The following is an 18,574-nucleotide window of genomic DNA, read 5'->3' as shown; positions in this document are numbered from 1 at the left end:
CCAATAATCTTCCTGAAATGAGAAAATCACCTATATAAAATTTAGGTTCTTCCCTCGTTAATAAGACAATGCGAACATTTTCTGAGGAATGCTTTAAAAAATATTCCATTGTCTTATTAACATCAACATCCGTTATATAATGAAAATCATCAATAATAATCGTAATATCATCTTTTGTACTTAATAAGTTAATTAAAGCTACAATAATACGTTTCATATCATCTTTATGCATAATCATCTGAAATAAAGAAAAAACCTCTTCTATTTCCTCAATATATACACGCATACTTTCTAACATATAGTACCAAAAAGAAAATACATTATTATTCTCTTTATCTAGTGTAATCCACGCAATTGAAAATCCTTGGTTTTCTTTTACAAAAGAAGAGCATATAGTCGTTTTTCCACTACCAGCTGATCCTTTCACAACTACAAGTTTATAATCGTACAATGTTTCTAATTTTTTTAATAAATTTTCTCTACGTACATAATTTTTCCTCGGCGTTGGAGTCATTAATTTTGTAGAAATGATTTGAACTTCTCTCTTCATTTCATCACCTTGTCATTTGTTTTATACATTTTATTTCCATTTTATATGGTTAACACAGTAAATATCAATATCGACCTTCCTGTACTCTTTTTTTACAAATGATGATACTGAGCATAATGAATAACAAGATAATAAAACTTATATACGTAATTGCGCCTCCATACCGTGCTATATTATAACCATTTTCAAAACCGTCAATAATCGAAAGATACTGTTTTTGCGGCAAAATACTCACAAACCAATCAACTATCCCATCATTTTGTTTAAAAGCAAAGAAGGACCCTGACAGAATAGAAGTAAAAACAATAATGGAAGAAGATAACATCATTGTATTGTCAGTAGTTTCTATAATCGTACTCATAAATAACGCAAAAGATGTTGCGATCATAACAAGGATAGCCAATAAATAACTATATTCTAAATAACTGAATCCTATATCTACCTGAAACACTATCTTCTCGACGATTAATATAATAAATGTTGGAATATATACAATAAGGAATGTAAAAAGAAAATGTGCAAATAAATAGTTACTAATACGTATAGGTGAAGATACAGTACGTGTAAATGTATGATTTTCTTTATCTTCTGTAAAAAAACTCATAAACATGATACTCTCTAGTAATACAAACATACAGAGATAGCCCAAAATATTCGTACCTATTTTCCTCACTCCACCTGGCTGAAGAGAACCGTTACTTTTTTGTTGAAATGCTATCTCCACTTTTTCTTTAAAATCATGCTCTTTAATCGTCCTTACTTCTATTTCTCCATTGTCTTTTGGAATCACTGCCGCATCATATTTTTTCATTACAAATTCAGACATCCTTGGCATCTCATTCGTATTTTTAATAGTAAATCCTTCTACATGTATATCACTCTTGCCTTCTTTTGTTACATACGCAATATTCCCTTTCATTTCAAATTTGGAAGTAAAAAATATGGCAAGCGATATAGAAATAAACGTAAGAAAAATTGTTAAAAGCAGATAATTCTTTTTACTAATAGCCTGCCGGATATTATGACGAAAAACAATTAAAATCTCGTTCATACATAATCCTCCACCTTAAATAGAAATTTACAGCCAACTAAGCCAAAACAAGTTAACAAAACTAACACACTGCCCGTTGTAAGGAAAAGGCTAAAATCTTGATCATATATTATCTTCATCACACATTCTACAACCCACTTTACCGGTGAAATATATGATATTGTCCGAACAGTATCCCCTAGTCCATCAAGAGAAAAGAATACTCCTCCTAAAATTGCTAAAGCGTTATTTAACAAACTTAATATTTTATTCGTTACCTCTTCACTTTTAAACATACAGCAAAACAATACTCCAATAACCGCTGATAAAAAATTAAACAACAACATAATGATAATGACATAGCCAACATTTCTCCCTCCAAATGTTACATGCAGGCCTATATGAGCTACATACATGACAACTAAATAACAAACAGACGTAAAAGTAAATGTAGCAAAAATTTTTGACAAATACAGATAAGAAAGATGAATCGGACTATACATAACTCGTAAATTACTATTTTTCAACCTTTTCTCCATAAAACTATTAGAAGCTGTCATAGACACATTCAAAATGCCATATATCAAAATCGTAACACCATAATAATCATAAGAAGTAATTCCATTCCCCCCATAATTCCCATTACTTAAATAACCAAAAATTAATATAAATAAAATTGGAGAAATTGTATTCGTTAGTAAAAGGACTGGATTCATGACAATATTGACTACATCGCGTTTATATAACACAAAGAAGCTCATTATTTTCACCTTCAATCTCTTAATTTTCTTCCCGTTAACTGTAAAAACACTGTTTCTAAACTTGCACTTTCACTCATAATATTTTTCACTTTCATTCCTTCATTTACAAGAAACGTAATAATTTTATCCAAATTTTCCACACCTTTTAATACAACAACTTCTATTACTCCGTCTTTTATTATTACTTCTTTCATCCCTTCAATTTTAAAAAAGCTCTCTTCTATACCAGCCGTTATCTGTTCACATTCTATGAAATAGCGTTTTTCATCCGCAATATACTTTTTGATCTCTTCTTTTGTTCCTTCTGCAATAATCTCACCATGATCCATAATGATAATTCTCGTCGATATCTCTTCCACTTCCTCCATATAATGGGTTGTATAAATAATCGTAGATCCTTGTTTTTGTAATTGTTGAATCGACTGTAAAATATGATTTCGAGATTGCGGATCAATACCAACTGTCGGTTCATCCATAATAATAACATTTGGTTTATGCGCAATCGCACATGCTATATTCAGCCTTCTTTTCATTCCCCCTGAAAAAGTTTTCGGTTTTTCACTTTTCTTATCCAGCAGTCCAACAAATTGCAGAGCTTCATCTACAGATTGCTGTAATTGTATTCCTTTCAAACCATAAAGAGCGGCAAAAAAAGCTACATTTTGTTCCGCTGATATATCTTCATAAATCGCTAAATCCTGCGGCACAATACCGAGGTTGCACTTTACATATCGCGTATGTTTTTTTACATCTTTTCCTTCAAATAAAATTTCTCCCCCGTCGTACTGTAAAATGGTCGACAAAATATGAATAGTCGTACTTTTCCCAGCGCCATTTGGACCAAGGAAGCATAAAATTTCTCCTTCTCTTACATCGAATGAAATACCCTTTAACGCTTTATAATGTCCATAACATTTTTTTAACTCTTTCACTTCAATTAGCTTTTTCATATCACTCTCTCCTTTCTTCTTCATTGTATGGATTTCATAAACAAAAAAAATCAACCGAATGGTTGATTCATTCGGTTGATTTTCATCTCGCTATTCGTGTGCAGTAAGACCTCACTGATGGAAGTTTCACTATACAGTAACCCCATCAAAAAGTTTCCTATAATGCATTTCATTTAACGCCTACTATATTTTGTTGTATCAATCCCGCGTTGGTTAAGCCAATGGTATGTATCACCTTTAATAACAACTGGTGCTTTCCTAAGCTCAGCGATTGTTCGTACTCCAAGCGCCGTCATAATAAATTGTAAATCTGTATGTAGTAATTCAATTTCTTCAATTAATTTCTCTATACCTTCTTGCATCAAAATCCGTAAAAAATGACCGGCAAATGCAGCTGCTGACGCTCCTAACGCTAATGCTTTCGCTACATCAAGTGCCGTTTGAATACCACCTGACGCAATAATAGAGAGAGAGTTTTGTGTAGAGGATACTTCAATTAAAGAAGAAGCAGTCGAAATGCCCCACTCGTTGAAATAGGAAAGTACTCGCTGTCTTCTTTCATTTTCAACCGCCGCAAAGTTTGTACCGCCATATCCACCAATATCTATAGTAGAAACCCCAATACTTGCTAAATCCTCTGCCGCCTCTTTACTCATACCAAAACCAACTTCTTTTACAATAACAGGAACAGCAGAATACTTAACAATTTGTTCGATTCTCTTTAATGCACCAGTAAAATCGCGATCGCCTTCTGGCATTGTCAATTCTTGAATGACATTCAAATGAATTTGTAATGCATTTGCTTCAATCATATCAACAGCTCGCTTCGCTTGTTCTACTGTTGCTTCACTGCCTAAGTTTGCAATAACAATTCCATTCGGATTCACTTTTCTCACGATTTTAAAAGACGCTGCTTCATTAGCGTCTTTTAACGCCGCCATTTGTGAACCGACAGCCATCGCAAGTTGATACTGCTGTGCAGCTTGGGCTAGTTGTTTATTTATATGTAGTGTGTGCTCTCCGCCACCACCAGTCATCGCATTGATAAAAATCGGCGAACTTAAAACAAGTTCGCCGATTTCTGTTTGAAATGATATACTTTCATAACTTATATTCGGTAAGCTTTGATGAACAAAAGCAACGTCACAAAAGCCATGTGTACGAGACTGTCCAGTAGAAAGAGCGTACTCAATATGTTCTAATTTACGCTTTGCTCTTACCACACACATCCCTCATTATTTCTTTAAATTTTTTAGCTGTTCTCCAATAATATCACCTAATTGGAATGTTGCAGAATCAGAAGTTGGTTCATATTTACTATAATCTTCTGTTACATTATTTTCTTCAAGTGTTTCTTTTATACTTAAAGAAATACGCTTTTCTTCTGAATGAACTTCTAATACTTTTACTTTCACATCTTGTCCGATGTTTAATACCTCATTCGGATTTTTCACATGACGATTTGCGATTTGTGAAACGTGAACAAGTCCTTCTACACCAGGAAAAATTTCAACGAAGGCTCCGAAAGTAACAAGGCGTTTTACTTTCCCATCTAATAGATCGCCTACTTTTACTTGATTTGAAACATTCGACCATGGACCTGGCTGCACCGCTTTCATAGATAAAGAAATACGCTGCGTATCAGCATCAACAGATAACACTTTTACTTTTACAGTTTGTCCCTCTGTTAATACATCAGATGGTTGCTCTACACGATCGTGAGAAATTTGAGAAATATGAACTAAGCCATCTACACCGCCAACATTTACAAATGCTCCGAAGTCAGTTAAACGTTGAACTGTGCCCTCAACAACATCACCTGCTTGTAAAGAAGAAACCGCTTCTTTTTTCTTCTTGTCTAGCTCTTGCTCTACAACTGCCTTATGAGAAAGAATCACACGATTTTTCTCGCGGTCTAATTCTACAATTTTTACTGCTAATGTTTTTCCTTTATAATCAGTAAAATCTTCTACATAATGCACCTCTACAAGCGAAGCCGGAATAAAGCCACGAACACCAAGGTCAACAACTAGACCCCCGTTAACAATATCTTTAATTGTTACATCAAATACTTCACCTGATGTAAATTGCCCTTGCAATACTTCCCATGCTTTTTCTGCATCTACTGCACGTTTAGACAACACTAAATCATCATCTTCTAATTTAATTACTTTCAATTCAAGAGTTTGTTCTACTTCTACAACATCGCTTGCTTTTTCAATATGAACATTCGCCAATTCACTAATTGGAATCACACCATCAGTTTTGTACCCAACATTTACAAATACTTGCTTTTCTTCAACTTTAGTTACTGTACCTGTAACAATATCACCTACTTGTAATGCCTTTGTGTTTACAACTTCTTCATTCATTTTTTCTACCATGGAAATACCTCCCTACTAAAATGGCAAAGCATCTTTATGTATATACGAAATGGAAACAATGGCTTCCATTTGCATGTATGTAAAATATTTAGAAAATATCCTCTTTTACTAACTTCTAACAAATTGATGAATTTGTCAAGAAAATTGTCTCTTTATTAACAGACAGAAACAAAAATAAAGGAAGGGGTTCCCCCTTCCTTTATTTTGCGAACGTTACCGATACAATATCCATAATCTTTTGAACTACTTCTTCAATTGATAAAGACGTTGTATCTAATTCAATTGCATCCTCAGCTTTTTTTAATGGAGACACTTCACGTTCAGAATCTAATTTATCACGGCGCGCAATTTCTTCTTTTAGTTGTTCTAAGTTAGAAGGAAATCCTTTTTGTGTGTTTTCTAAATGTCTTCTTTCAGCTCGCTCTTCAACAGAAGCTAGCATAAAAATCTTCACTTCCGCATTCGGCAATACATGCGTCCCAATATCACGCCCATCCATAACAACGCCGCCCTTTTCGGCTAAAGCTTGCTGACGACGTACCATTTCTTCACGTACAAGACGATGTCTTGCCACAATCGATACGCGATTTGTTACTTCTGGTGTGCGAATCACTTCTGATACATCTTTTCCGTTTAAAAAGACAAGCTGTACATTTTCACCTTGCTGAAATGAAATGTCTATATCCCTAATGATTCCCATTAACTGTTCTTCATTTTCAATATCAATGCCTTGCTCTAATGCCGCATATGTTACGGTACGATACATTGCACCCGTATCAATATAAACATAAGACAATTTTTTAGCAACAATTTTAGCAACCGTACTTTTCCCTGCAGCTGCCGGGCCATCAATTGCGATTGAAATTCGTTTTTCCATTGTAACACCCCATTTTCACTTATAAGAACAGAAGGAAAAGCAGGTATTCCCTGCTTTTCTCAACATCGTTTCGTTTTACATTAACTGGAAGTAAAAATCCGATTGGTTCCATTAACGATCAGCTTTTTTCACTAATAACCGTTTCACTTTACCCCGTTTCAAGTCCTCAACTATTGTAGCACACTCTTTCTTAGAAGCAAATGAAAAAACTATTGATTTACCTCCAAAATATTTGTTATAACCCCTTTTGTAACTCCTTCATAATAGACCACTTTCGATACATATTTCGCTATGTTTTCCTCTGTTAAAAGCAATTGGACAATACACAAACAAAGACATTGTCCAATTAGTAACCAAATTAAAATTTTCTCCATTGTTTTCAAGACATACAACTCCTTCTCTTTATTATTTCACTCTAGCGGACACTGAAACTTCCACCTTAAAATTGTAAAGTGGACACCTGTTGACGGACAGAATGAAACTCTCCTTTCTCACTTTCCCCCGCATTAACGGGCAGTAAGTCCCCCACTAACGGAAGTTTCACTTTATTTTCATTGTGATAATTGCTTAGAAGTTTTATACTTTTCCATTGTCGAATCCGATCAAATCATGTTATGTTCTTAATGTATTTGCATTGATTGGAGAGGAGTAAAGGCATTGAAAAAAATTCTTGTTTTACACACAGGTGGAACAATTGCGATGGAGGAAGATAAAGAAACTGGAGTTGTTCAACCAGGCGCACAAAATCCACTTTTAAAATTCATTCCAAATTTAGAAGAAGATATCGAATTAATTGTTGAAGATGTCTTTCACCTTCCATCTCCTCACATGACACCAAATGAAATGCTGCAATTGCAAGTCATGATTGACGAGAAGGTTAAAAACGATAACGTGCAAGGTATTGTCATTACACACGGAACAGACACATTGGAAGAAACAGCTTATTTCCTCGACTTAACTGTACAAGCCAATGTTCCAATTGTCGTTACAGGAGCAATGCGCTCAAGTAATGAGTTAGGAGCGGATGGTTTATATAACTTTTTGTCAGCAGTAAAAGTTGCGAGTAGTGAAGAGGCAAAAGGAAAAGGCGTTCTTGTCGTATTAAACGATGAAATTCACTGTGCAATGAATGTGACAAAAACACATACAAGTAACGTAGCAACATTCCAAAGTCCACAATACGGACCAATTGGGATGGTAACAAAGCGTGGTGTTGTCTTCCATCACGCATTAGTGCATCATGAAAAATATGCTGTCACACAAATTACAAAAAATGTTGTCATATTAAAAGCGTATGCTGGTATGGATGAAACATTATTGGCTGCAATTGAGCAATTGTCAGTTGATGGAATCATTATCGAAGCACTCGGACAAGGAAACTTACCACCGCGTACACTTCCTGCTCTGCAACGTTTAATAGATAAAGAGATTCCAGTTGTTCTTGTTTCTCGCTGCTTTAACGGAATTGTCCAAGATGTATATTCTTACGAAGGCGGGGGCAAACAATTGAAAAATATGGGCATTATCTTCACATATGGTTTAAATGCTCAAAAAGCTCGTATTAAGCTACTTGTTGCACTGGAAGTAACAAAAGAACAAACAGAGATTCAATCTATGTTTAAGCATTAAAATTTGATTGTAACAAAAAAACACCTCCGTCTAATCCTTAAGCCTACGAATTAGACGGAGGTGTTTTTCATTTTGTACCCGTTCTTACTAATGTTTCTGTTCTCGAGCTGCAATGAGCTGCGCAATGGCATCCCCATGAAATCGACCATTTTCTATAAAAATTTCATTTGCATTATTACCAGCAGCAATTACACCCGCGATAAAAATTCCTTTCACATTCGTTTCCATCGTTTCTTCGTTATACAGTGGTCTTCCTGTTTCAGAATCAATTTCCACACCCATTTCTGTTAAAAAACTATGATCTGGATGATAACCTGTCATGGCAAAGACAAAATCATTTGAAACCATATATTCTTCGGTACCCACTGTATATGTGACTGTATGTTCTGTAATTTCTTTTACATGTGCACCGAATTCCATTTTTATCGTTTCTTGTCGTACTAACGCTTCAAATTCCGGTAAAATCCACGGTTTAATACTAGGAGAATATACTTGACCTCGATATAAAACCGTCACACGTGCTCCGCATTTTACAAGCTCTAACGCTGCGTCTATACTTGAATTCTTTCCTCCTACAACGATAACATCTCGATTAAAATAAGGATGCCCCTCTTTGAAATAATGCGTTACTTTTTCTAACTCTTCTCCAGGAATATTCATATAATTAGGATTGTCATAATATCCTGTTGCGATAACAATATATTTTGCACTGTACTTCTCTCGCTCACCGTCACTCTTTAACGTTTGAACAAGGAAAGTATCTTCTTCTTTCCGGACTTCTTCCACTCGTTCAAACGCGTTCACACGTACATGCTTCCGCTTCACTACTTCCCGATAATATGCTAATGCTTGATTCCGAACAGGCTTACGGTTTTCTGTAATAAAGGCTACTCCACCAATTTCTAGTTTTTCACTAGAGGAAAAAAACGTTTGATGTGTTGGATAATTATAGATTGCATTAACAATATTCCCTTTTTCAATCACAAGTGGATTCATCCCAACATTTTGCATCGCAATCGCTGCCGCTAATCCGCACGGTCCGCCGCCGATGATAATTACTGTTTCCTTTTGCATGTAAGGCTCAACTCCTAGTCTTCTACTCTCTCTATCCAAATAAACAAGAAAAAACCTACTTTCAGCAGTAGGCACCTATCTTTATTGTATTCATTTTTCATATATTTGTCATCTATACGATACGTACATGCGATAGACGTCCGCTAAAAATTGTCGAAAAGGTATACCTTGATTATTTAATACGTGTTCCGGATCAATTTTACGAGTAGGATCAAGCTTTTTATGTGAAACAATATCTGTCCTTGGATTCAACCCAAAATTATGACACAAATAGGCATGATACCATGTAAAACGTGTATATGCATCCCAAAAATTTATATTCCCACCGTAGCAAAGTTCAACACCAATTGCTGCGCTATTAGCATTGTAACCATATATTTCATTATCTGTTGGAACATTGTATCGAACATGGTAAGCTGCCTCATTGATCGGAACAATCTCGAGTATGGTTGTATCATCAATAAATGTATGAGCTGAAGCTTTCGGTTGCACTTCGTTAAAATAGTCTCGATTCCCAATCGCATTACTACCCGGATTCCCAGTGTCATGACTGACAATAAAACGAACTTTCGGTAGTGGAATGCCCGGCCGAGAGCTTCCATAATTAATGTAATTTCGCTGTATAGGAAACTTCGCCATTCACATCATCTCCGCTCTTATAGAATAATCTTCCTAATCTTATATGTATTCAGATGATGTGTCCCTATCGCAAACATTATTATGAAAACAGAAAATCCATCATATTCGAAACAAATACCATAAATAATAACACACTTACTGCCACCGTATAGAAACCATAAAACCAAATTTCATCTTGCTTCGTTTCTAAACCAAAAAAACGATTCACTGTATGCAAGAAGGAATACTCTTTCACGTTCTTCTTACGTAAATTTTCAACTCGCTCCATTACATGTGTTGGCATCATAAAACGTTGCTGTGCAGTCGTTTTCATTAAAATCTCTCCTTTATAATTAGCAGATGTTTTCCATCAATGAATACCAAATAAACTTTTCACTGTGGAACTTTCACTTTATTTCCGTTTTTCTATCTAAGGAGAGCATAGCACAAATGTTCTGTTAGAACAAGTGTTCTTTTTTGTTTTTTTTACAAATTCATGTAACCCATAAGCAATACAACTAATGCGCATACACCTGTGATGATTGGACCGATAATACATATCCCGAACAACAGAGAAGCAAGCGCTTCCCCTAGCAGCTGAAAAGGCGATATTTTTCACGTTTGTTTTTCCTCTAACTTCTTTTCTAAATTCATAATTCGTTGTTCTAATTCAACTACTCGTTTCATTAGATCTACTTGCACTTTTCTCACCCTTTCCCTCATGACTTTTCCATATCGCTTTAACTGACAAAAGTAGAAAAATGAATGGATCTTTTACTTGATCTTGCAATCTAATTACGACAAAAAACCGCAACTTCCTTTAAGGAAATTGCGGTTTTCATAATCAATAATCGATTTATACCCAGCCTCTGAAGCGACTTGCTTCTGCCATTTTACGAACACCAACCATATAAGCTGCTAAACGCATATCCACTTTACGAATTTGCGCTGTTTCGTAAATAGAAGCAAACGAGCTTACCATTACTTTTTCTAAACGAGCCTCAACTTCTTCTTCTGTCCAATAGTAACCTTGGTTGTTTTGTACCCATTCAAAGTAAGAAACTGTTACGCCACCAGCACTTGCTAATACGTCTGGAACAAGTAAAATGCCACGTTCAGTTAAAATTTTCGTTGCTTCTAATGTTGTAGGGCCGTTTGCTGCTTCTACAACAATTTTCGCTTTAATATTTGCTGCATTTTCTTCTGTAATTTGATTTTCAATGGCAGCTGGTACTAAAATATCACAATCTAGTTCTAATAACTCTTTATTAGAAATTGTATTATTGAACAATTTCGTTACTGTACCGAAGCTATCACGACGGTCTAATAAATAATCAATATCTAGACCATTTGGATCATGAAGAGCACCGTAAGCATCAGAAATCGCAATTACCTTCGCTCCCGCATCATGCATAAACTTCGCTAAGAAGCTACCTGCATTTCCGAATCCTTGTACAACAACACGCGCACCTTTAATATCAATATTGCGCTTTTTCGCTGCCTCACGAATACAAATTGTTACACCCTTTGCAGTCGCTGTTTCACGACCATGAGATCCACCTAAAACAAGTGGCTTCCCTGTAATAAATCCAGGTGAATTAAATTCGTCAATGCGGCTATATTCATCCATCATCCATGCCATAATTTGTGAATTTGTAAATACGTCTGGAGCCGGAATATCTTTTGTTGGCCCTACAATTTGACTAATTGCTCTTACGTAGCCACGGCTTAATCTTTCTAACTCACGGAAAGACATTTCACGTGGATCACAAATGATACCACCTTTACCCCCACCATATGGTAGGTCAACAATACCACATTTTAAGCTCATCCAAATCGAAAGTGCTTTTACTTCATTTTCCGTTACATTCGGATGGAAACGAATACCACCCTTTGTCGGACCAACAGCATCATTATGCTGAGCACGATATCCTGTAAATATTTTAACAGTCCCATCATCCATACGAACTGGAATCTTCACTGTCATCATACGAATTGGTTCTTTAAGTAATTCATATACTTCGTTTGGATAACCCAATTTTTCTAAGGCTTCTTTAATAACAATTTGCGTCGAATTCAACAGTTCAAAATGTTGTTCTCTTTGTTGTGTTTGTGTTTGAGCTCCCTTTTCGGCTACCATAGTAAGTAAACCCCCTGTAATTTCACTTGTTTAGTAAACCTTCATTGCCTAGTATACACTCTTAAAATAGGAATGCAAGAGAAAACGCTAACAAATATATGCAAACCTTTTTTATTTTTGCAAACGTTTTCAACATCATTATAGTCTTTTTATTGTTTTTAGAAAAGCGAAATACTTAAAAAGTTAACATTTTTTATATAATATAATGTTTAAATACTTTATATAAAGAAAGCCTCAACTATATCACTTAGCTGAGGTTTTCTTTTGCGATAAAGTATTTGTAGATTTGTTTAATTGCGTCACTCGCCATTAGCTCTTTTCCATATTCCATCATTCGATAAATTGTAATTGTAGAAGAACTACCAAACTCTGCTAAAATGGCAATCATATCTTCTTTCAATAACGTAGCTGTTTCCTCTTCTAACCATAAATAAAAACGATCTTGCCACCCATAAAGCTTTCCGCCTGTAACTCCAAGACTATATAAACGACCAGCTAAAGCAATTATATCGTCTAATGAAGTAAATTCGTATAATATATGTTCACTCTCATCAAGAGTAACTTGCATTTCAATAAATTCATCTTGAAATTCTTCTTCCGTATCTAACTCTTGATTTTCTTTTGTAACAATAACAACCATACCTTGTGCTTGTAATGAAAACACTTCCACTGCAATTGGACCATCCGCTTCAAAACCGAGCTCTTTATTTGCTTCTTGCATCATATCTCGAAATAGTTGTTGTACTTTAGGAGCATTTTTCCATAAATCTTCTTTCGTGAGTCCACGTTCTGACAAATCATCGAACGTTAGAAAGATTTTTATTTTATTATAATTTAAACGTTCCAGCCTCATCCCGTAACCTCCTTACGCAACCGTTGCATCTAATTTTTATTATATGAAACAGAAAATAGATGGTTCTCTTCGAACAACTATTCTGACATTTTTAACCATTCATCCCATTCTTCTGGCGTATCCCCAACAAACAAATTACAAATCTCTTCTTTTTCTTCATTAGAAGCAAACCTAAAAGCAAAACCACTAAGTCCGATAGAAAGATTTTTATATTGTTCATGTAATCTCTTTGCAAGTTGAACACTTGCCATTATATTTTCTTGCATTGTACAAGAAATAAACAAAAATTTAGGATTTACTCGTGTAATTACATCATGAATGCCGACTTCTTCTATGCCTGTCCCAATATAGATTGTTGGAAAGCCTTTTCGGCGTAAATATGTTGTAAAAATAAACAATTCGAGTTCATGTAATTCTCCTGGAACGCATATAGAAAGCACCTTCGATGTTCCTGTATTCGTGGGTATACTATAATAAATCGCTCCCATACGTGATTGTAAAAGAGAAATTGCATATTGTTCCTCTGCACTTGTTATTTTTTCATTCAAGCGTTGCTCTCTTAACTTGACCAGCAATTTTATGAACACATCTGTAATCACTTTATCTATAGAAAAAATGCTAAAAGCTTCGTTCAATAATTCGAGAGCTTGTATTTCATCAAATTTTAACAAAGAATACAAGATATCGTCTACTAAAAGTTCTACTTTATTATATTCTTTTTCTAATAAATTGTGATTTTGCAATTGATTATTTTCTAATAAATTTACTGCTTGTCCAATGGTAAAACCTTGATTCAGTTTATTAATAAGCCATTTAAAAATTTGAACATGTTCTTCTGTATATAAACGATGTCCAGCATCATTACGTTTCGGTGTAATGATTTGATATCGTCTTTCCCAAGCTCGCAATGTTCCTGGATGTATACCGAGCATATTGGAAATTGCTTTAATATTATATTTACCGGTTGAATTTGGCATATATCTTCCCACCTTAAAAAACAACGTCAATCTTCTCTTCGTAATGTAATCAAATGCGTTTGTGCAGGAGCTCGAAACCGTAGTGGTACAAATGTTGTTCCATAACCATTACTTACAAACAAAGTCGTATGTGGATATTCATACATTCCACCTTTCAAAAAACGTGTAGCATGAAACAACCGAATTTGTCCACCGTGCGTATGACCACTTAATATACAAGAAATACGTTCCGTTCCATTTAATTTATATAAAATATCAGGATTGTGGCTCACAAGGATGCGAAAGCCCTCTTCTTCGCAATCCGCTAACGCTAAATCTAATCGATCACGCTTCAAACCTACATCATCGACACCTAGTAACCATATTTTTTCTCCAAGCTCCGATTCAAATAAAGTCCCTGTATTATCTAAAATTTTCACGCCATTTTGAAGAAGTAACGCGTCTAATTCGTGAAAATCAATTTCATAATCATTATTTCCCCAAACAAAATATACTTGTCCAAGTTCATTTAACCGTTTAATATTATCAGCTACTCGTGATAGAGGTACCCCTCGTTCCGCTAGATCCCCACCTATAATAACAAGATCTACTTTTCCTTTTACTTTCTGTATTAAAGATTGAGATACCGTTCTTCTGTGAATATCTGAAATGAAAAAAATTCGAACTTCTCCAAAACTTATTGGGAAATTCGCAAATGATATGCTGTGCTCTAACAATGTATCACGTATCGCTTCTTTATACATCATAATAAAACAAACAATTACAATACATAAAATGAAACAACCTAACACTATCCATGTCATACACTTTCCCCATCTTTCTTCTTAACAGAATATGACCACATCAATTTATGAAGAGAGAAGAATAACTTCCTGTAAAAATAAGATTGTTACGACTGAGCAGTTATCCCCCACCTCTCTTCTTCAAATTCCTCATAATCATGAGATGGGGGTCTTACTGTCCGCGAATAGCAGGATAAAATTTTCTTTTTATTTTTTCTGTTCTGACCCTGTCTTCTTCGGAATTTTCAACACCTGTCCTGGCTCTAATTCTCCTGCTACCTCATTGTATTTCTTTATAATCGCTATTCCATCTTCGTTCGGAAAATATTTCTTTGCAACCTCTTCCAAGGTTTCTCCTTCTTTTACCGTATGAAACTGAAATGTCTCTGATGATTTTGATTCATGATTTGTTTTCTTTTTTGAATCATAAAAAATAACTTCAAATGCACTATGTTCAGAATCAGTACTTGATTTTCCGTTTTTTTCCGCAATGTAACGCTCTGTATACCATAAAACCCCAATCGGGAGCAGGATAAATAATACTGTTAAAATTCGAACAAAAAAATGCTTTATTTTAAATTTTGATTTTTTATTTTTTTTGTCTTTATGAACTTCACTACGCGGCGGTAAACCCTCTTTTTCTGTTTGCGTTGACTCTTCCATATTCTCCTCAAACTCTGTTGTCTGTCTCGTCGTCATCTCGGTCACCACCATCTTTCGTTTGATTTCTTAATTGTAACCCCATTATGAAATCGACTAAAAAATGCGCAAAAATTGTAATTAATAAATTCCCTGTATATTGAAACACATAACCAAAAACAATGCTAATCAGCAATACAAAACAAAATAAAAACGGCTTGGTAATATAGCGAATATGTAAAACAGCAAATACCACACTCGCAAAAATTAAACCAAAATATGTTTGTATCACACCACGAAATAAAAACTCCTCTGCTGTTCCGATTAAAAGAGTAACAGCCAACACTTGAAAAACAGACATGCCTTGAAACATGCGATCATTAATTCCACCGTCATCAAACCATGATTCAGGAAAAAGATTCATTGCAATATAATCCAACAAAACAATACTACAAGCTACTCCTCCACCTATAAAAAAAACAGATGAAAAATCCCAGGACCACAAATTCAAAAATGTATCCATACTCGGAAAGAATGTATACGCTAATAGTATTCCCACACATATAACAATTGCTTGTGTAATATATAAATTCAGTCGGATTTCTTTTGGGCTCATGTCTTCAATACTTTTCTTACGTATATCCATCATTCCTTCCCTCTAAATCCGAAGAGCAATTGTAACTCTGTTTCCCAATTATAGTCGAAAACAGGTTGTCTCGCTTGCTTTTTTTTATAATCTTCCATATGAATCCCACAACAATTACAACAATTTTTCGGCTGTATTTCCTTTACATATCCAAACTTAGAAAGAATTGCTTCTCTTTTACAATCTGTTCGCCATATCCATTCTTTCATCGTTTCTAGTTGACCATATTTATTATAAAGCCGCGTTCTTACTTCTGTAATTAATTTCTGCTCAGCCTCATCTGACAAGAATTCAGTCATCAATTGCCTATGTTGGATGATTTTCATCTTTTCGAAATGATATCGAATAAATCTCCAGTATTGTTCATTTAACCCCGCTGCATTATAGCAAATTTCTTCTATATCTTCTAACGATAACACTTTCGTTTGTGGGGCTGTTTCTCGCAATAAAGAAAATAAAAAACGAATTTGTTGTTCATTTGGTAATTCTTCTTCAATAATGGAGAGAGGCAAATCATGATCAAGCGGGCTACATAACAAAATAGCAATGCTCGGTTCTCCATCACGGCCTGCTCGTCCAATTTCTTGTAAATAAGATTCTATATTGATTGGATAATGGAAATGGATAATATACCGTGTATTTTGCTTATTTACTCCCATACCAAACGCACTTGTACAGACAACAATTTGCAGTTGATCGTTCATAAATTGTTGCTGAATTAACATCCGTTCTTCGTGTTCCATTCCCCCGTGATAATATGCAATATCATCAATACCTTCATCTCTTAAGTACGCTGCAAGGCGTTCAGTCCAAGCCCGACTTGAACAATAAACGATTCCAGGTCCTTGTAAATATTTCACATAAGATAATAATGCTTCTTTTTTCTCTTGAATCGTTTGTACAAACTCGACTTTCATAGCGATATTAGGACGATCAATCGAATATAAGTGCTGCTTCACATCTTTCAAATGTAAGCTTTCAATAATATCTTGTAATACTTCTTTCGTAGCTGTAGCTGTTAAAGCAAGAACCGGCGGATAACCCATTGATGCAATAACTTGATCTAGCTTTTTATAATCTGTTCGAAAATCATATCCCCATTGAGAAATACAATGTGCTTCATCCACAACAAATAAAGAAATATGGATTTTTCTTAGTTCTTTTAGCAACACATCTGATTGCAACATTTCAGGAGATACAAAGACAAATTTATAGGAATGCAACCGCCGCATCGCTTCTTTTTTTTCTATTATTGTCCGAAAGCTATTAAGAGCAATAACTTGATTTTTCACTATATATTTTAATTGTGTAACTTGATCTTCCATTAAAGACAATAATGGTGAAACAATCAGTACCGTTCCATCTTGTACAAGACCTGGCAGCTGATAACAAAGTGATTTTCCGCCTCCAGTTGGCAGCATCGCTACAACAGAGTTTCCCCTTAATAAATCTGCAACGACTTCCTTTTGCCCGGATCGAAATGTTCGGTATCCAAACCACTGATATAAAATATCTTCAAGTCTCATATAATCCCCCTACTCGAGCTAATACAAGACGAATCTCAAAATAGGAAACATGCTCTCCAGCAGCTTGTTTTAATATTCGCAGCTTCCGTGTCTGTAACTTCTCAATCATGTTCTGTATTTGCTTCATTTTTTCTTTTTCTATAAAATGCTCCACCTGAAATTCTTTCTCACGTAATGCAATTTCTACAATATGATCTTCAATTGTTGCAACTTTTAATTTCCTGATCCGCGCAATTTCATCCATAGTTCTTCCTTGTTTCCATAATTGATACGTTTTTTGTGTGGATATACTAAATAAATCTGCTTTTTCGTTTGGATACGCAATGATTTCTGTTAACAATGGAAACTGCTGGTTCTGATGTTGCACTTGTTGAATGATGAAATGAATTGTTCCCCAAAACAAAAGATATACGCGAAGTGCATCTTGCTTCATCATATCGCCAAGCTGATCTGTTGTATAACCAATACGATGGTATCCCGTGAGACGGTACACTAAAATAGTCGCTTCTAATGAAGTCACATTCATTAATATTAAATTTATTTCTTTATATAACTGTTCCGCTAAATATTCTCTTGAAACAGAAGAGCTCATAATAAATCGTTTTACCCAAATCGTGATTTCTGTATCTTGTTGAATCGGAAGAAATTTCACATTTTGCTGCTTTAAATTTGATACAGTTTGTATAATTAAGGATAATCTTTTCCAAAAACTCTCTCCAAGTTCACCGTAATGCAGGCCATGTAAATGTTTCGGGAAGTAAAATATTTTCTCCCATTCATTTAATTGTTTCTCTCCTACTTCGGATAAAATGTAAGTATTTTCATGTACACATGTAATAAGTTGTGCGTTTAATAATGTTTCAATCTGTTTATCATAATCATGACGTCTTAAAGATTTATATACACCAAATAAAAAGGAAAGATGAAACATATTCCCATCCTGAAATGTTTGTGAAGAACGCTTTCCTTTTAAAAGGTGATAAATGGAAGAAACTGTCCGTTCACCTTTTAATTGCTTTAAACAGTATAGTACAGTATATTGTAGCTGCAATGTCGCTTCCATCCTTTCACTCTACTTCTACTACCATTGTAACAAAATGCAACTTATTTAGATATTTTAAAAACATCATGAATGACT

At 34.8% G+C, this 18,574-nt stretch carries 20 protein-coding genes; 1 reads left to right on the top strand and 19 read right to left on the bottom strand.

Annotation, left to right across the window (positions count from 1 at the left end):
* The 8 genes from V7024_RS13130 to V7024_RS13095 form a co-directional block, all read right to left on the bottom strand.
* Window positions 1-550: AAA family ATPase (locus V7024_RS13130; protein WP_335520651.1), on the bottom strand; the 550-nt coding region annotated here is incomplete at its 3' end.
* 64 nt (window positions 551-614) lie between these two features.
* Window positions 615-1,601: an ABC transporter permease gene (locus tag V7024_RS13125; protein ID WP_335520648.1), complete on the bottom strand. Its 987-nt coding sequence runs from the start codon at window positions 1,599-1,601 to the stop codon at window positions 615-617.
* Window positions 1,598-2,341 carry an ABC transporter permease gene (locus tag V7024_RS13120; RefSeq protein WP_335520646.1) on the bottom strand — a complete coding sequence of 248 codons (744 nt, stop codon included), beginning with the start codon at window positions 2,339-2,341 and terminating at the stop codon, window positions 1,598-1,600. The genes V7024_RS13125 and V7024_RS13120 overlap by 4 nt, the downstream gene beginning before the upstream one ends.
* Before the next feature lie 11 nt (window positions 2,342-2,352).
* Complete coding sequence (locus tag V7024_RS13115) at window positions 2,353-3,291, bottom strand: ABC transporter ATP-binding protein (RefSeq protein ID WP_335520643.1); 939 nt, start codon at window positions 3,289-3,291, stop codon at window positions 2,353-2,355.
* Between the two features lie 173 nt (window positions 3,292-3,464).
* On the bottom strand, window positions 3,465-4,514 hold the full coding sequence (gene fni / locus V7024_RS13110; RefSeq protein WP_335520640.1) for a type 2 isopentenyl-diphosphate Delta-isomerase: 1,050 nt from the start codon (window positions 4,512-4,514) through the stop codon (window positions 3,465-3,467).
* Window positions 4,515-4,526: 12 nt separating this feature from the next.
* A complete protein-coding gene (rpsA, locus tag V7024_RS13105; protein WP_335520637.1) occupies window positions 4,527-5,675 on the bottom strand; it encodes a 30S ribosomal protein S1 in 1,149 nt (382 codons plus the stop codon).
* A gap of 199 nt (window positions 5,676-5,874) precedes the next feature.
* Window positions 5,875-6,552, bottom strand: coding sequence for a (d)CMP kinase (gene cmk, locus V7024_RS13100; RefSeq protein WP_335520633.1), 678 nt, complete (start codon window positions 6,550-6,552; stop codon window positions 5,875-5,877).
* A gap of 209 nt (window positions 6,553-6,761) precedes the next feature.
* Window positions 6,762-6,935, bottom strand: coding sequence for a DUF5359 family protein (locus V7024_RS13095; RefSeq protein WP_335520630.1), 174 nt, complete (start codon window positions 6,933-6,935; stop codon window positions 6,762-6,764).
* Window positions 6,936-7,209: 274 nt separating this feature from the next.
* On the opposite strand from V7024_RS13095, the gene V7024_RS13090 reads away from it, so the two are divergent.
* A complete protein-coding gene (locus tag V7024_RS13090; protein ID WP_335520625.1) occupies window positions 7,210-8,181 on the top strand; it encodes an asparaginase in 972 nt (323 codons plus the stop codon).
* 87 nt (window positions 8,182-8,268) lie between these two features.
* On the opposite strand, the gene V7024_RS13085 is transcribed toward V7024_RS13090, so the two are convergent.
* The 11 genes from V7024_RS13085 to V7024_RS13035 all read right to left on the bottom strand — a co-directional run bounded on the left by V7024_RS13085 (window position 8,269) and on the right by V7024_RS13035 (window position 18,487).
* Entirely contained in the window at window positions 8,269-9,255 is a 987-nt protein-coding gene (locus tag V7024_RS13085) for a YpdA family putative bacillithiol disulfide reductase (RefSeq protein WP_335520622.1), read from the bottom strand.
* Window positions 9,256-9,363: 108 nt separating this feature from the next.
* Window positions 9,364-9,894, bottom strand: coding sequence for a peptidoglycan recognition protein family protein (locus V7024_RS13080; protein ID WP_335520618.1), 531 nt, complete (start codon window positions 9,892-9,894; stop codon window positions 9,364-9,366).
* Between the two features lie 79 nt (window positions 9,895-9,973).
* A complete protein-coding gene (locus V7024_RS13075; RefSeq protein WP_098915306.1) occupies window positions 9,974-10,207 on the bottom strand; it encodes a DUF3961 domain-containing protein in 234 nt (77 codons plus the stop codon).
* A gap of 522 nt (window positions 10,208-10,729) precedes the next feature.
* Window positions 10,730-12,013, bottom strand: coding sequence for an NAD-specific glutamate dehydrogenase (gudB, locus tag V7024_RS13070; protein ID WP_335520615.1), 1,284 nt, complete (start codon window positions 12,011-12,013; stop codon window positions 10,730-10,732).
* Between the two features lie 247 nt (window positions 12,014-12,260).
* Window positions 12,261-12,866 carry a genetic competence negative regulator gene (locus V7024_RS13065; protein ID WP_335520612.1) on the bottom strand — a complete coding sequence of 202 codons (606 nt, stop codon included), beginning with the start codon at window positions 12,864-12,866 and terminating at the stop codon, window positions 12,261-12,263.
* A 77-nt stretch (window positions 12,867-12,943) separates the two neighbouring features.
* Window positions 12,944-13,843 (bottom strand): MerR family transcriptional regulator, encoded by a 900-nt coding sequence (locus tag V7024_RS13060; protein ID WP_335520608.1) that lies wholly within the window; start codon window positions 13,841-13,843, stop codon window positions 12,944-12,946.
* 26 nt (window positions 13,844-13,869) lie between these two features.
* Window positions 13,870-14,646 carry a metallophosphoesterase gene (locus V7024_RS13055; protein WP_335520606.1) on the bottom strand — a complete coding sequence of 259 codons (777 nt, stop codon included), beginning with the start codon at window positions 14,644-14,646 and terminating at the stop codon, window positions 13,870-13,872.
* A 186-nt stretch (window positions 14,647-14,832) separates the two neighbouring features.
* On the bottom strand, window positions 14,833-15,324 hold the full coding sequence (locus V7024_RS13050) for a LysM peptidoglycan-binding domain-containing protein (RefSeq protein ID WP_335520602.1): 492 nt from the start codon (window positions 15,322-15,324) through the stop codon (window positions 14,833-14,835).
* Window positions 15,296-15,910 carry a CPBP family intramembrane glutamic endopeptidase gene (locus V7024_RS13045; protein ID WP_335520599.1) on the bottom strand — a complete coding sequence of 205 codons (615 nt, stop codon included), beginning with the start codon at window positions 15,908-15,910 and terminating at the stop codon, window positions 15,296-15,298. The genes V7024_RS13050 and V7024_RS13045 overlap by 29 nt, the downstream gene beginning before the upstream one ends.
* Window positions 15,910-17,436, bottom strand: coding sequence for a RecQ family ATP-dependent DNA helicase (locus V7024_RS13040; RefSeq protein WP_335520596.1), 1,527 nt, complete (start codon window positions 17,434-17,436; stop codon window positions 15,910-15,912). Before V7024_RS13040 ends, V7024_RS13045 begins: the two co-directional genes overlap by 1 nt.
* The gene (locus V7024_RS13035) at window positions 17,426-18,487 is read right to left on the bottom strand and encodes a helix-turn-helix domain-containing protein (protein WP_335520809.1); all 1,062 of its coding nucleotides are present in this window, start codon (window positions 18,485-18,487) and stop codon (window positions 17,426-17,428) included. Before V7024_RS13035 ends, V7024_RS13040 begins: the two co-directional genes overlap by 11 nt.
* Window positions 18,488-18,574 lie beyond the last annotated feature (87 nt).

The organism is Bacillus sp. JJ864, from assembly GCF_036963045.1.
In the GTDB taxonomy this organism is placed as follows: Bacteria; Bacillota; Bacilli; order Bacillales; family Bacillaceae_G; genus Bacillus_A; species Bacillus_A pseudomycoides_C.
This window is presented reverse-complemented; position numbering and strand designations above follow the sequence as displayed.